The organism is Halospina sp. K52047b (assembly GCF_008709855.1).
Taxonomy (GTDB): domain Bacteria; phylum Pseudomonadota; class Gammaproteobacteria; order Pseudomonadales; family Oleiphilaceae; genus Halospina; species Halospina utahensis_B.
Map to the genome: position 1 here is coordinate 418,135 of NZ_VYJH01000003.1, position 15,242 is coordinate 433,376.

General features: G+C 60.8%; 11 protein-coding genes and 1 tRNA gene. 9 read left to right on the plus strand and 3 right to left on the minus strand.

The features are described from left to right. Window positions 1-6 precede the first annotated feature (6 nt). Window positions 7-1,707: a dihydrolipoyllysine-residue acetyltransferase gene (gene aceF, locus F3089_RS06600; RefSeq protein WP_151440017.1), complete on the plus strand. Its 1,701-nt coding sequence runs from the start codon at window positions 7-9 to the stop codon at window positions 1,705-1,707. Between the two features lie 46 nt (window positions 1,708-1,753). On the opposite strand, the gene F3089_RS06605 is transcribed toward aceF, so the two are convergent. Further along, window positions 1,754-3,100, minus strand: coding sequence for a Na+/H+ antiporter family protein (locus F3089_RS06605; protein WP_151440018.1), 1,347 nt, complete (start codon window positions 3,098-3,100; stop codon window positions 1,754-1,756). A 229-nt stretch (window positions 3,101-3,329) separates the two neighbouring features. On the opposite strand from F3089_RS06605, the gene pyk reads away from it, so the two are divergent. The 3 genes from pyk (at window position 3,330) to cysI (ending at window position 8,484) form a co-directional block, all read left to right on the plus strand. Beyond that, window positions 3,330-4,778, plus strand: coding sequence for a pyruvate kinase (pyk, locus tag F3089_RS06610; RefSeq protein WP_151440019.1), 1,449 nt, complete (start codon window positions 3,330-3,332; stop codon window positions 4,776-4,778). A 203-nt stretch (window positions 4,779-4,981) separates the two neighbouring features. Next, window positions 4,982-6,781, plus strand: coding sequence for an assimilatory sulfite reductase (NADPH) flavoprotein subunit (locus tag F3089_RS06615; protein WP_151440020.1), 1,800 nt, complete (start codon window positions 4,982-4,984; stop codon window positions 6,779-6,781). After that, window positions 6,781-8,484 (plus strand): assimilatory sulfite reductase (NADPH) hemoprotein subunit, encoded by a 1,704-nt coding sequence (gene cysI, locus F3089_RS06620; RefSeq protein WP_151440021.1) that lies wholly within the window; start codon window positions 6,781-6,783, stop codon window positions 8,482-8,484. The genes F3089_RS06615 and cysI overlap by 1 nt, the downstream gene beginning before the upstream one ends. A 135-nt stretch (window positions 8,485-8,619) precedes the next feature. On the opposite strand, the gene F3089_RS06625 is transcribed toward cysI, so the two are convergent. Then, window positions 8,620-9,279, minus strand: a complete 660-nt coding sequence (locus F3089_RS06625; protein WP_151440022.1) for a peroxiredoxin — start codon at window positions 9,277-9,279, stop codon at window positions 8,620-8,622. Window positions 9,280-9,481: 202 nt separating this feature from the next. Between F3089_RS06625 and F3089_RS06630 the strand changes: the two genes are divergently transcribed. Then, window positions 9,482-10,912 (plus strand): exonuclease domain-containing protein, encoded by a 1,431-nt coding sequence (locus F3089_RS06630; RefSeq protein WP_151440023.1) that lies wholly within the window; start codon window positions 9,482-9,484, stop codon window positions 10,910-10,912. 184 nt (window positions 10,913-11,096) lie between these two features. Further along, on the plus strand, window positions 11,097-12,305 hold the full coding sequence (locus tag F3089_RS06635; protein WP_151440024.1) for an acetylornithine/succinyldiaminopimelate transaminase: 1,209 nt from the start codon (window positions 11,097-11,099) through the stop codon (window positions 12,303-12,305). On the opposite strand, the gene trhO is transcribed toward F3089_RS06635, so the two are convergent. Beyond that, window positions 12,298-13,278, minus strand: a complete 981-nt coding sequence (gene trhO / locus F3089_RS06640; RefSeq protein WP_151440025.1) for an oxygen-dependent tRNA uridine(34) hydroxylase TrhO — start codon at window positions 13,276-13,278, stop codon at window positions 12,298-12,300. The two genes, F3089_RS06635 and trhO, sit on opposite strands and share 8 nt — an antisense overlap. 139 nt (window positions 13,279-13,417) lie before the next feature. Between trhO and lpxL the strand changes: the two genes are divergently transcribed. The 3 genes from lpxL (at window position 13,418) to F3089_RS06655 (ending at window position 14,839) form a co-directional block, all read left to right on the plus strand. Then, complete coding sequence (gene lpxL, locus F3089_RS06645) at window positions 13,418-14,389, plus strand: LpxL/LpxP family Kdo(2)-lipid IV(A) lauroyl/palmitoleoyl acyltransferase (RefSeq protein ID WP_192497285.1); 972 nt, start codon at window positions 13,418-13,420, stop codon at window positions 14,387-14,389. Window positions 14,390-14,426: 37 nt separating this feature from the next. Further along, window positions 14,427-14,699, plus strand: coding sequence for an oxidative damage protection protein (locus F3089_RS06650; protein WP_151440027.1), 273 nt, complete (start codon window positions 14,427-14,429; stop codon window positions 14,697-14,699). A gap of 64 nt (window positions 14,700-14,763) precedes the next feature. Further along, window positions 14,764-14,839 (plus strand) — tRNA-Phe (locus tag F3089_RS06655). Window positions 14,840-15,242: the final 403 nt, after the last annotated feature.

Genomic DNA, 15,242 nt, shown 5'->3' on the forward strand with positions numbered 1-15,242 from the left:
GGCACTATGAGTGAACAGGAAATCCGGGTTCCCGAGCTGGGCGGTGCGGAATCGGTTGAGATTGTAGGGGTTCTGGTCAGTGTGGGCGATTCGGTGAACACCGAGGATCCACTGCTGGAGCTGGAATCCGACAAGGCCACTGTTGAGCTGCCGGCACCCGCGGCCGGAAAGATCACCCGCCTGGATGTGAAGGAAGGCGATTCCCTCAAGGAAGGGGATCTCGTAGGCATGATGGATACCGCCGAGGGCGGCGACTCAGGCGACAGCGAGCAGGCCGGCGGTGACGCGGAATCGGCAGGAGACGATGACGCATCTGTAGGAGCGAGCTCCGCTCGCGATGGCGATGAGCCCCAGAACGCAGATGCTGGAGCTTCCGGCGGCGAGCAGACCATCCGGGTCCCAGAACTCGGCGGTGCGGACTCGGTGGAGATCGTCAGCGTGCTCGTCAGCGTGGGTGATTCGGTGAATGCCGAGGATCCCCTGCTGGAGCTGGAATCCGACAAGGCCACCGTCGAAATGCCGTCTCCCGCCACCGGAAAGATCACCCGCCTCGACGTGAAAGAAGGCGACTCCCTGAAGGAAGGCGATGTCGTCGGGACGATGGAGGTGGCGGGCTCCGGGGACGAAGGAGCGAGAAGCGGGGAACAAGGCACAGGCAGCAAGGCGCAAGGCGCAGTAGAGAGCGCGGCGCAGGAAGACACTGTAGGAGCGAGCTCCGCTCGCGATAACGCTGGCAGCCAGCAAGCAGCCTCCAGTCCGGCCCCGAGCCCCGAACCACCCTCTACCGCTGAGCCCTCCGGCAAACGCGTCCACGCCGGTCCCGCCGTACGCCGCATCGCACGCGAGTTCGGGGCGGACCTGCAACAGATCAAGGGCAGCGGACCCAAGGGGCGCATTCTCAAGGAAGACGTCCAGTCCTGGGTGCGCAACCAGCTTCAGTCCGGTGGCAGCAAGCCTGCCGGTGGTGGTGCCGGTATTCCAGAGGTGCCACTGCCCGACTTCAGCCAGTTCGGCGAGGTCGAGCGCCAGTCCATGACCAAGATCCAGCGGCTGACCGCACAGGGCATGCATCGCAGCTGGCTCAACGTGCCGCACGTCACCCAGTTCGAGAAGGCCGATATCACCGATCTGGAAGCCTTCCGCAAGGATCACAAGACCGAGGGCGAAAAGCGGGGCGTGAAAATGACGCTGCTGCCTTTCCTGATGAAGGCCTGTGCCCATGCGCTCACCACCTATCCGCAGTTCAACGTGTCACTGGATATGGCGAACGAGCAGATCATCCAGAAGCACTACTGCCACATCGGCATCGCAGTGGATACACCCAATGGGCTGGTGGTGCCGGTGATCCGGGATGTGGATCGCAAAAGTATCTGGCAGCTCGCGGAAGAAGCCCAGGAGCTGGCCGGCAAGGCTCGGGACAAGAAGCTCACCAACAACGACATGAGCGGTGCCTGCTTCACCATCACCAGCCTGGGGGGAATAGGGGGTACCGCTTTCACGCCGATCGTGAACTCGCCCGAAGTGGCGATTCTTGGCGCCTCAAAAGCCTCTATGGAGCCGGTCTGGGATGGCACCCAGTTCCAGCCACGGTTGATGCTGCCGCTGTCGCTGTCCTACGACCACCGGGCCATCAACGGGGCGGATGCAGCCCGCTTCAGTGCTTTGTTGTCGAGCGTTCTGGGCGATCTGCGTGAGTTGATTATGTAGGTGGATTAGCCTGGCCCGCATTGCAGGCCAGGCGCTTCATTGAGCGCTAGAGCGTCATGGCTGCAATCCAGCCGAAGACAATCAGCGGGATATTGTAGTGAATAAAGGTTGGGACCACGCTGTCCCAGATGTGGTCGTGTTGGCCGTCGGCGTTCAGGCCCGCCGTTGGGCCCAGGGTGGAATCGGATGCCGGTGAGCCTGCGTCCCCCAACGCGGCTGCCGTTCCAACCAGTGCCACAGTGGCCATGGGGGAGAAACCGAAGTTCAGTGCCAGCGGCACATAGAGCGATGAAATGATCGGGATCGTTGAGAAAGATGAGCCGATCCCCATGGTAATAAACAGACCCACTGCCAGCATGACCAGGGCGGCCAGTCCGGGGTTGTTACCTATGATATCCGTGGAGCTGGTCACCAGTGATTGAATGGCGCCACTGGCCTCCATGACACTGGCGAAGCCGGAAGCGGAAATCATGATGAACCCCACCAGTGCCATCATCCGCATTCCTTCGGTAAAGACCGTATCCTGCTCGCGCCAGTGGAAAACACCACTCACCGACAGGATCGCAAAGCCGAAGATACCGCCAACAACCATGGAACCACTGAGCAGCTGAACGGTGACTGTGCCGATGAGTGATAGCGCCAATACCCCCTTCTGCCAAAGCTTCAGGTGGCTGGCCGCTTCCTCTGGCGTCTCATCCCCGTGGGCAAGGTCGCGGTCTTCATAGGTGCGTTGGCTGCGATAACTGAATAACACCGCCACGACTAGACCGATGGCCATGCCGCTGATGGGGATGCCCATGGCCAGCGGTACCATATCCTCGGTCACCGCCAGTCCCATGTCCGCGCCGCTCTCGTTGATGTTTGCGAGCAGCAGGTCGTGAAGGAAGATGGAGCCAAAGCCCACTGGTAACAGCATATAGGGAGCGGTGATACCGAAGGTAATGACACAGGCCGCCGCACGGCGGTCGAGCTGCAGGTGATTCATGAATTTCAGCAGCGGGGGAACCAGAACCGGAATGAAGGCGATATGCACGGGGATCAGGTTCTGTGAGCTTACAGCTGCGGCGAGCAGGACTCCCAGCACCATCAGGATGATGCGCTGGCGGTGTGGAATTCCTCCATCAAGATGCAGCCTCTCAATCGCCTTGCGCGACAGCAGCTGGGTGATCCCGGAACGGGAAAGAGCCACGGCAAAGGCCCCAAGAACGGCGTAGGAAAGGGCCACCTTGGCGCCCCCACCCAGTCCGTCATTGAATGCGCTCAGGATCTCGTTAATAGGCATGCCTGCCCAAAGACCGCCCACCAGGGTGGCCACGATGAGGGCGAAGACAACGGAAACACGGGCAAGACTCAGGGAAACCATCACAAGGATGGCCAGGACAACGGCGTTCATTAAACAGGCTCCTGGGGGTACGTACTTGCAGTCCACACTGTGGGGACGCAAAAGCGCCATATTTTCGCTTGCCAGACCCGCCGCCGTCACCTGGGTGATCATCAATCCAGCCTTTATGCCGCGATTGGGCGCCCGCGATACCCATGCCAGTGGCAGGCACGTTACAGTAAGGGCCAAGTACGACACTGAATGGGGCACGTGATCCCCGGGTAATCATAGGACCAACTCAATGCTCAGGCGAACCAAAATAGTTTCAACGCTCGGCCCGTCCACGGACTCGGCCGAATCGATTGCCGCGATTATACGGGCGGGGGTTGATGCGACGCGGCTCAACTTCTCCCATGGCAGTGCTCAGGAACATATCAATCGGGCCAAGCGGGTCAGGGAAGCCGCTTCTGCCCAGCAGCGTTTTGTCGCGCTGCTGGCGGATCTCCAGGGCCCGAAGCTGCGGATTTCGGGGTTCAGGGAGAACAAGGTAACCCTGAAAGCCGGCCAGTCGTTCGTGCTGGACGCCACCCTGGCGAAGGATGCCGGCACCAACGAGCAGGTGGGCATCGATTATGAACAGTTGGTTGATGACGTGACGCCGGGGGACGTTCTGGTCCTGGATGATGGCGCCATCGAAATGGAGGTGGTGTCGGTGGGCGATAACAGCATCACTTCCCGGGTTCTGGTTGGCGGTGTTCTTTCCGACAACAAGGGACTGAACAAGCGTGGCGGTGGGTTGTCCGCTAATGCGCTTACGGCTAAAGACAGAGAGGATATTGTGACGGCCGCCCGATTGGGGGCCGACTACGTGGCGGTGTCCTTCGTGCGCAGTGGCGAGGACTTGCATACGGCGCGCCGGCTTTTGAAAGAGGCCGGCTCTGATGCGGGGGTGGTTGCTAAAATTGAGCGTGCCGAACTGGCCCATGATGAGGCCGCCCTGGATGCGGTCATTGAGGCATCCGACGTGGTCATGGTGGCGAGGGGCGATCTTGCGGTGGAGATCGGTGATGCTGAGTTGGTCGGTGTTCAGAAGCACATCATCCATCGCGCCCGGGTGCTGAACCGCGGTGTCATCACCGCCACCCAGATGATGGAGTCCATGATTACCAGTCCCATGCCGACCCGTGCGGAGGTTTCCGACGTGGCCAACGCGGTGATGGACTACACCGATGCCGTCATGCTTTCTGCTGAGACAGCGGTGGGCGACTATCCTGTGGAGGCAGTGAAATCGATGGTGCGGATCTGCCTGGGCGCTGAAAAGCATCCCACCATGGGTCAGTCCCAGCACCGTATCCATGAAGCCATGGCGCATGTGGACGAGGCGGTGGCATTATCCGCCATGTATGCGGCCAATCATCTAGAAGGCGTTACAGCCATTATCTGTATGACGGAGTCGGGGGCAACACCCAGGTTGATGTCCCGGATCAAGTCCAGCCTGCCCATCTTCGCCTTTTCGCGACACCATGCCACACAGCATCGCGTGGCCCTGTTGCGCGGGGTTCAGACGGTTCCCTTTGATGCCTTCGAGATTCCCAATGAGAAGACGAACGCTTTGGCGGTTCAACAATTGGTGCGCTGGGGCGTGGTGGCAGAGGGGGATCGTGTGGTGATCACCAAGGGCGACTACGTGAATGCCCAGGGGGGCACGAACACGATGAAAATTGTCCGGGTCGGGGCGGACATCCAGTAAGCGTGGTTACCGCCCCGTCTCGGGGCAACCGTTACTGTGGCTGTGCCAGTGTGGCGCAGGCCGGCTTTTTGCGTTCACCTAGTAAGCCATTATCTGATATCGGCAAAACCCATAAGCAAAGAGTGATAAATGGGTTAAAGCGATAACCTCTGCCTGTTATCCTTTAGGCCATCGTGCTATTGGAAAACAGGTGCTTATTCCTGATGACTCTATCATCAAGCAACTCACCCCTGACCGACGAGCAGGCCCGACAGCTCAATGACGTGCTGGGTAACCTCGAAGGTCACCAGATTGACTGGCTCTCCGGGTATCTGGCCGGCTGGCGTGCCGCCCAGACCGGCCAGCCCTCCGCCGGTGGGGCCGCTGCGGTGGCCAGCGTGGAAGCGCCCTCACTGACCGTGCTCTACGGCTCCCAGACCGGCAATGCCGAGGGTGTGGCCGAGATGCTCGGCGAGCAGGCCAGTGCCCGGGGCATCAAGGCCTCGGTCGTGGATATGGCGGATTACAAACCCCGCCAGCTCAAGAGCGAGAGCTTCGTGGCCGTGTTGGCGTCGACTCATGGCGAAGGCGACCCGCCGGACGGCGCCCTGGACTTCCACGAGTTCATACACAGCCGCAAGGCCCCCGGGCTCAAGGGCGTCCATTACGGCGTGCTGGCGCTGGGCGACACCAGCTACGAGCATTTCTGCCAGACCGGCAAGGACTTTGATGCGCGCTTTGCGGAGCTGGGTGCCAGCCAGCTGGTTGAACGGGTGGATTGCGACGTCGACTACGATGACCCGGCAGAGACCTGGGTGACGGCCATGCTGGATGCCATCGAGGCGAAGGCGGGTGCGGCAGTCTCCGCTGGCAGTGGGCAGAGTGCGGGCGGAGCGCCCGGCAAGTCCCAGTACGACCGCAAGAATCCCTTCCCGGCGCCGGTGCTTGAGAACCTGGTGCTCAACGGCCGTGGCTCCAACAAGGAGACGCGCCACATTGAGCTCTCCCTGGAGGATTCCGGGTTGACCTACAGGCCCGGCGACGCCGTGGGCATCTACCCCCAGAACAACCCCAACCTGGTGGCAGCCATCATTGAAAAACTGGGGCTGGACCCGGAAGAGACCGTCTCACTGGGCGAGACCCAGACCACTCTGTCCAAGGCCCTGATGCATTACCGTGAGATCACCGTGCTCACGAAGCCGCTGATGGAACAGTGGGCGGCTTACTGCGGGGATGCGGAACTGCAGAAGCTGGTGGGCGACCAGGCGGGACTGACGGACTGGATGCGTGGCCGTGATCTGCTGGATCTGATTGAAACCTGGCCGGCGGAAGGGCTTGGGGCGGACACTCTTACAGGCATGCTGCGCAAGCTGCCACCCCGTCTCTATTCCATCGCCTCCAGTCAGGCGGCGGTGGATGAAGAGGTCCACATGACCGTGGCGGCGGTGCGTTACGAATCCCATAACCGGGAACGGGAGGGCGTTGCCTCCACCTGGCTGTCGGACCGGCTTGAGGACGACGCCACGGTTCCGGTGTATATTGATCCGAACAAGAACTTCAAGCTGCCGGAAGATGATGATGCGCCTGTCATCATGATCGGGCCGGGAACCGGCGTGGCGCCCTTCCGGGCGTTCATGCAGGAGCGCGAGGAACGTGGCGCCCGGGGGCGGAACTGGCTGTTCTTCGGTGAGCAGCACTTCCACATGGATTTCCTCTATCAGAGCGAGTGGCTGACATGGCGCCGACAGGGGCTGCTGGATCACCTCACCGTGGCCTTTTCCCGGGACCAGGAGGAGAAGGTGTATGTCCAGAACCGGATCCGGGACTACGCCACGGAGCTCTGGAGCTGGCTGCAGGACGGCGCCTACCTCTACGTCTGTGGCGATGCGGATGCCATGGCACCGGACGTGAACGAGGCCCTGATCGACGTGATTGCCCATGAAGGCAACAAGAGCCGTGATGAGGCCACCGAATACCTGCGGGATCTTGCCCGCGAGAAACGTTACCAACGGGATGTGTACTGATGGCCGATAAACTCCCAGAAGCCGAGATCATCAAGCGCGAGAGTCGCTACCTGCGTGGCACCATTGCGGAGAGCCTGGCGGATGAGGCCACGGGTGCCATCGCGGAAGCGGACACCAAGCTGACCAAGTTCCACGGCAGTTACCAGCAGGACGACCGCGACGTGCGCGACGAGCGCCGCAAACAGAAGCTGGAACCGCTGTACATGCACATGGTGCGTCTGCGTCTGCCGGGCGGGGTGCTCACACCAACCCAGTGGCTGGGCCTGGATGAGGTGGCCGATGAGTGCGCCAACCATACACTGCGGCTGACCACGCGCCAGACGTTCCAGTTCCATGGCGTGTTCAAGAACAAGATGCGCACCCTGATGCAGCGGGTGAACGCCCTGGGGATTGATTCCAAGGGTGCCTGCGGTGATGTGAACCGCAACGTGGTTTCCAACGTGAACCCGCACGAGTCGCAGCTCCATGCGGAGATTCACCGGCTCTCCGATGAAATCAGTGAGCGCCTGATGTGGCGCTCCAGTGCCTACGCCGAGATCTGGCTGGGCGAGGAGTGCGTGCACCGTGTGGGCGAAGAGGAAGAGCCCTTCTACAGCTACTACTACCTGCCGCGTAAGTTCAAGATTGCGCTGGCGGTTCCGCCGGAGAACGACGCGGACGTCTTCGCCAACGACATTGGCCTGATCGCCATTGTTGAAGGCGGCGAGCTGCGTGGCTTCAACATCGCTGTGGGCGGCGGCATGGGCACCACTTACGGCGAGCCCGAGACCTATCCGCGCCTGGGCACAGTCGCCGGTTTTGTGCCGGCGGACCAGGCGGCGGATGCCTGCGTGGCGATCACCGCCATCCAGCGCGACCATGGCATGCGCACCAACCGTTCCCACGCGCGCTTCAAGTACACCATTGATGACCATGGCCTGGACTGGCTCCGTGAGAAGTTCACCGAGTACCACGGTCAGCCGATGGAAGAGGCGCGGCCCTATGAGTTCGATCACAACGGTGACCGCTTTGGCTGGGTCGAAGGTGAGAACGGCAACAGCCACCTGACACTGCACATCGACAGTGGCCGGATCGCAGACTGGGATGGTTACCCGCTGCGTACTGGCCTGCGTGAAATCGCCAAAGTGCATACGGGTGAGTTCCGTATTACCTGTAACCAGAACCTGGTGCTGGCTAACGTTACCCCGGAGCAGAAGGACACCATCCAGCGCCTGGTGGATCAGTACGGTCTGCGTGATGGCACTAAAGCCACGCCGCTGGCCCGCAATGCGATGTCCTGCGTGGCCTTCCCGACCTGTGCCCTGGCCATGGCGGAGTCCGAGCGCTACCTGCCGACGCTGGTGGAAAAGCTGGATGAGCTTATGGCCAAGCACGGACTGTCGGATCAGGCGCTCAACGTACGGGTGACCGGTTGCCCGAACGGCTGCGCGCGGCCCTACCTGGGTGAGATCGGCCTGACCGGCAAGGCGCTGGGCAAGTACAACCTGTACCTGGGGGCGGACCATAAGGGTGAGCGCATGAATCGGCTCTACCGTGAAAACATCGATGAGGCGACCATTCTGGGGATCCTCGATCCGATGCTGGAGCGGTATGCGGCTGAGCGGGAGGCCGGGGAGTACTTTGGGGATTTCCTGGTGCGTGCCGGGATCGTCGAGGCGGAGCGGACGCCGGCGATGTTCCATGAAGCGTTGGCTACGGAGTAAACCTTAGACCGGGGCGGAGAGTGCGGCAGGGCTGGACGGGAAGCCCTGCCGTACTCTCCTTGCTAGCTTGATGCTTGTATTCAATAAAAAACCCGGCTCGTAAGCCGGGTTTTTTGTGTCGTGCCGCCGGACTGGTTACTTCGGCTGCTTGACCGTCCGCAGGTAAGGCTTGTGCGTGACGTAGCCTTCCGGGTACTTCTTCTGCGCTTCCTCGTCGCTGACGCTCGGCGGGATGATCACGTCTTCGCCGTGCTTCCAGTTAACCGGCGTGGCAACGGTTTCCTTGGCGGTCAGCTGGCAGGAGTCCAGCAGGCGCAGGACTTCGTCAAAGTTCCGGCCGGAGGTCATCGGGTAGGTGAGCATGGCCTTGATCTTCTTGTCCGGCCCGATGATGAACACGGAGCGCACGGTGGCGTTGTCCGCCGGTGTGCGGCCTTCGGCTTCGCCTTCCTCGTCCGCCGGCAGCATGTCGTACTTCTGGGCAACGTTCAGGTCGGTGTCACCGATCATGGGGTAGTTCGGTGCACAACCCTGGGTTTCCTCGATGTCCTTTGCCCAGCTGGCGTGATTGTCGACCGGGTCAACGGAAAGGCCGATGATCTTGGTGTTGCGCTTGTCGAACTCGGGCTTCAGCTTGGCCATGTAGCCCAGCTCGGTGGTGCAGACCGGTGTGAAGTCCTTCGGGTGAGAGAAGATGATGGCCCAGCTGTCGCCGATCCACTCGTGAAAGTTGATCTGGCCTTCGGTGGTCTGGGCGGTGAAGTCCGGTGCTGTCTGTCCGATTCTGAGGGTCATGGAATGTCCTCCTGCGGGTTGGGTGGATGACCATTAGGATATATAAACAGTGATTTTTATCAAAATGGGTTTTATGGATAACGTTATGCGGTTCTCTTCATGGTTTCGACAACCTGTGAGGTTGGTGTTGCAGCGTGAAGCCGGAAGATCCTGCGCAGGGACTATCACGTAGGTCGGGGCATATGAATCAGGATGTCGGCTTATGAAGCTTGCCTTTATCGATCTTGAGACCACGGGAGGAAGTGCCTCGGGTGACCGCGTCACCGAGATTGGCCTGCGTCTCTGGGAAGACGGCGAGGTCATAGAGGAATGGCAGACGCTGGTGAATCCGGAGCAGACCATTCCGCACTACATCGAGTCCCTGACCGGCATCACCAATGCCATGGTGGTGGATGCGCCGCGTTTTGACGAGGTGGCGGAGATCTTCCGTGAGAAGGTGGGTGATGCGGTCTTCGTGGCGCATAACGCGCGCTTTGATTACGGCTTCATCAAGGCGGAGTTCCGGCGGCTGGGGAAGGCCTTTGCGGCGCCGGTGCTGTGCACGGTGAAACTCTCCCGCCGGCTGTACCCGGAATACCGGCGCCACAACATGGATGCCCTGATCGAACGCCACGGGCTGGATCCGGGGCCGCGGCACCGGGCCATGGGCGATGTGGCGTCCATGTTCCAGTTCTTTGAGCGGATCCGGTCTGAGCAGGGCGTGGAGCCTGTGGCGGAGACGATCCAGGCTTTGCTGAAGCGCCCGAGTATCCCCTCCCATATCTCGCCGGACATCCTGGACGAGCTGCCGGATACGCCCGGAGTCTACCGTTTCTATGGTGAGAATGACGTACTTCTGTACGTGGGCAAGAGCACCAATATTCGCCAGCGGGTGGCGTCCCATTTCTCCGGGGATCACAACAGCAGCCGGGGCGTTCAGCTTTCCCAGAGCATGCGGCGGGTAGACTGGACGGAGACGGCCGGGGAGCTTGGCGCGCTGTTGCTGGAACTGCACCAGATCAAGACGCTCAAGCCGCTGTACAACCGGCGCTCGAGGGCGGCCAAGCGGCTGGTGAGCATTGCGCTTTCAGAGACAGAGGCCGGTTATCTGGGGGCGGAGCTGAGCTGGCGGATCGACCCCTCGAATCTGGATCAGTACCACGGGCTGTTCCGCTCCAAGAAGGATGCGCAGAAGGCGCTCCAGGGCATTGCCCAGAAGAATGAGCTGTGCAACCGGCTGCTGGGGCTTGAGAGCGGGCCGGGGCCGTGCTTCCAGCGGCGGTTGGGGCGGTGTCGGGGCGCCTGTGAGGGTGAAGAGGATGTGACCCGGTACAATCTGCGCACGAAGATCGCCTTCCACAGCATGCAGTTGACGACCTGGCCCTGGGAGGGGGCGATCGGGGTAGTGGAGGCGAATGAGGCCATGGGTAGAATGGATATCCATGTGCTTTATAATTGGGCGCATCTTGCGACGGTTCACAGTGAGGCGGAGCTGCGGGATCTGGAGCCGGGGCGTGAGCCGCTGGCGTTTGATCTGGATTCGTACAAGCTGCTGGTTAAGTATGTGATGGCGCCTTCGCATCGGTTGCGGGTTATTGAGTGCCCTTGGGTGCCGCGGCCGGAGGTTGTTTGGCCCTCTGATTATCAGGACTGAAGTGTGGTTGCCGGGGAGTGGTGTTGGGACTGCTTCCCGGGAAACGCCACGAGTACATCCCTGTAGGCTGCTCTTCCGCCATCCCTGGCTCCAGAGCTTCCCGGGAAGCAGTCCCAACACCACTCCGTCCAAGTGTTCTGCAATTCGCTGTGAGTGGACATTTTCCGAACTAAGAGCTGACTGAATGAGTAATTCCTCCGTAAATCGAGCCACCTTCGATGAAGTCATGGTCCCCACCTACGCCCCCGGTGATGTGATTCCGGTGAGCGGTGAGGGGGCCCGTGTCTGGGATCAGGAAGGGAATGAGTACATTGATCTGGCCGGAGGGATTGCGGTGACGGCTCTGGGGCATTCGCATCCAGGTGTGATGGCGGCGCTGCAGGAGCAGGCGGCGAAGATCTGGCATGTGAGCAATGTCATGACCAATGAGCCGGCGCTGCAGCTTGGGCAGTATCTGTGCGAGAACACCTTTGCGGAGAAGGCGTTTTTTGCGAACTCCGGGGCGGAGGCGAATGAGGCGGCGTTCAAGCTGGCTCGCCGTTACAGCTGGGATCATCATGGGGACGGCCGGCACGAGATCATTGCCTTTGATGGCAGTTTCCATGGGCGGACGCTGTTCACCGTGGCTGTCGGCGGGCAGCCGAAGTATCTGGATGGGTTCCGTCCGGGGCCGGAAGGGGTCCGGCATGCGACGTTCAATGATGCGGCGTCGGTAAAGGAGCAGATCTCGGATAGGACCTGCGCCATTGTGGTGGAGCCTGTTCAGGGGGAGGGCGGTGTGCGCCCGGCGGATTACGGGTTCCTGCGCGAGCTTCGCCGGATCTGTGATGACAACGGGCTGCTGCTGATCTTTGATGAGGTCCAGTGTGGCGTGGGCCGCACCGGGCGTCTCTATGCCTACCAGGATTACCATGTGGAGCCGGACATCCTGACCACGGCCAAGGCGCTGGGGAACGGCTTTCCGATATCCGCGATGCTGACGCGGGCAGACATCGCGGCCAGTTTCACGGTCGGTACTCATGGCACCACCTACGGAGGGAATCCGCTGGCCTGCGCTGTGGCCCGCCGTGTACTGGAGTTGGTGAACACCAAAGAGGTGCTGGACGGTGTGCCTAAACGCCAGCAGCGGCTGTCTGACTGGCTCGAGGCCATGGCTGAGGAGACGGGATTATTCCGTGATGTACGAGGCAGGGGGCTGCTGATGGGAGCGGAACTGGCCGCCCCCTACGATGAGAATACCAAGGCCTTTGTTTCGGCAGCGCTGGAAGCCGGTGTGCTGGTTCTGGTGGCCGGCGGCACGGTGCTGCGCTTCGCGCCGCCGCTCAACATTCCCATGCCGGACCTGAACGAGGCGCTGGACCGGCTCGAAGCCGCATGGAAGGCTCTCAGCTAGAGCCTTCCCCGGCCTCATCCCTGGCGCGCTTGGCCTGGCGGCGTTGCTCGATGACCTCCGCCGCCTCGGCGCCCACGTGGGCCTCGCCGCGTTCCTTTGCCAGTCGGATCTGGCGTTCACGCTCCGCGAAGCGCGCCATCTGTTCCTCGGTCAGCGAATCGTAGCACTTGGGGCAGCTGATGCCCTGCTGGTATTTCGGTGACTGTTTGTCGTCCTCGGTGATCGGGCGCCGGCAGGCGTGGCACTGGTCGTACTGGCCGCGCTCCAGGTTCTGGTTCACCGCCACACGCTCGTCGAAGACAAAACACTCGCCGTTCCACAGTGACTGCTCTTCCGGCATCTCCTCGAAGTAGCGCAGGATGCCCCCTTCAAGGTGATAGACCTCCTCGAAGCCCTGTTCCTTCAGATAGGCGGTGGACTTCTCGCAGCGAATGCCACCGGTGCAGAACATTGCGATCTTGCGGTGCTTCTGCGGGTCCAGGTTCTTTTCCGCGTACTCCGGGAATTGGCGGAAGGCCTCGGTGCCGGGGTTGATGGCGTTCTGGAAGGTGCCGACCTCCACCTCGTACTCATTACGGGTGTCGATCACCGTGACTTCCGGGTCCTGAAGCAGCTGGTTCCATTCATGGGGCTTCACGTAGGTGCCGGCGGACTGCTTCGGGTCGATACCGTCCATGCCCATGGTGACGATCTCGCGCTTGAGCTTCACCTTGGTGCGGTTGAATGGCTGGATGTCCGTCTCGGAATCCTTGTAGTCGATTCCGTCGAAGCGCGGGTCCTCGGCCAGGCGTGCCTTGAGAGCGGCGATTGCATCGTGGGAGCCGGCCACGGTGCCGTTGATGCCCTCGCGGGCCAGCAGCAGGGTGCCGCGGATGCCCTGTTCCAGCAGGAACTGGCGCAGCGGCTCACGCAGCTGTTCGTAGTCGTCCAGGCGCACGAACCGATAGAGTGCGCAGACGGCGTAGGTCGTCATCGGATTGTCCTCCGTTGCGGGCTGGAACGTAAAACCAGAGCAATGGTGAAGTGCGGATTGTACCCAATGTGCTTCACCGTTTGCCATCGAATCGGTATTCTGGCCAATCACTGTTAGTTGGCGGTATAAGAGCAGACTCGTGCGTCCTATTGATCCCAAGTACTATTACCGGCGTTTCCTCCATCCACGCTACTGGCCAACCTGGATCCTGATCGGGGTTCTGCGCATGCTCGCCTATTTGCCACTTCCGGTACTGCAGGCGATCGGACGGGGCCTGGGCTGGCTGAGTTACCTGATCGGCGCGGAGCGGCGCACGATTGCCCGCACGAACATCTCACTGTGCTTCCCGGAAATGTCCGCGAAAGAGCGGGAGAAACTGGTCCGTGAAAGCATCATCGCCACCACCAAGGGCTACGTTGAGAGCCCCAAGGCCTGGTGGGGGAACATGAAACCCCACATTGAGCGGCTTGAGGTGCACGGCAAGGAGCACCTCGAGGAAGCCCGCGGTCGTGGCAAGGGCATCCTCATGCTGGGTGGCCATTTCAGCATTCTGGATTTTGCTGGGCCCTTCGCGGATGCCGTGTTCGACTTCAACCACATGTACCGGCCCAACAATAACCCCCTGTTTGATGCGGTCATCGAGCGCAACCGGCGCAAGTTCAGCGGGGCGGCGTTCAACAAGCGCCAGCTGAGGCAGATGATCAACTTCATCAAGGAAGGCAATATCGTCTGGTACGGCTGCGACCAGGATTTCGGCCCCCGTTACAGCGTCTTCGCTCCCTTCTTCGGGGTCCAGGCCGCCACGCTCACCACGCCCGCCTGGATCGCCCGGGAGACCGGCGCCACGGTGCTGTTCCTGAGCCAGTTCCGGGACGGTAATGGCGTTTACAGCGTGCATTTCTCGCCGGTCTTTGAGGACTACCCCACCGACGATGAGGTGGAGAACGCGACCCGTCTCAACCAGGAGATTGAGAAGATGGTCCGGCGTTATCCTGAGCAGTACCTCTGGGTACACCGCCGCTTCAAGACACGGCCGAAAGGCGAGCCCAGTGTCTATCCGCCGAAAAAGAAGACATTCATGAAGAAGCTGCGCAAGATGATGCGGGGCTGAACCCCGCGCATCCGCAAAGCAACCAGGAGCCGCGCAAATGGCACGAACCGTTTTCTGCCGCAAGTACCAGCAAGACATGGAAGGCTTGGACTTCGCGCCGCTGCCGGGCGCCAAGGGCCAGGAGATCTACGAGAACGTCTCCAAGCAGGCCTGGGAGGAATGGCAGGCGCGCCAGACCCGCCTGATCAACGAGAAGCACCTGAACATGCTGGACCCGAAGGCCCGGGAGTACCTGCAGGAGCAGATGGAGGCGTTCTTCAACAATGAGGAGTCCGACGAGGCTGACGGCTTCGTACCTCCGGAAGAATAAGGCTAGTTCGGGCCCCGGCTCTTGACGTGGGGGCTCCGAACCGGTTTAATAACGCCCCGTTGTCGCCCGGATAGCTCAGTCGGTAGAGCAGTGGATTGAAAATCCTCGTGTCGGTGGTTCGATTCCGCCTCCGGGCACCACTAATATCAAACACTTAGCCCGCCTTGTGCGGGCTTTGTTGTTTCTGGGTGTCTACATTTCGTCTACGGCGCTAATCCTTTCCAATTTAATGGGATGATGCTTCCCATGGATATCCTTACCCCAAGGGATCTGATCATAATTGTTTCTGGTCTTTGTAAGCACCGAATACCATTTACGGGGATTGTGGTGTTAGACCCAGGTGATTAACTCCCTCGGAAAACGGAGAGATATCTATGCCGAAGCTTGAACCTCAACTCTTGTTGCCACGTTGCCCTCATTGTGCGATCGCTACACCTAATCTATCGCATAGGGATTTTTTTGAGACAAAAGACCACAACCAGAGAAATGCGCGGGTATGGGCAATCTACGTCTGCGGTCGTTGCGGTGGTGTAGTTACAGCGT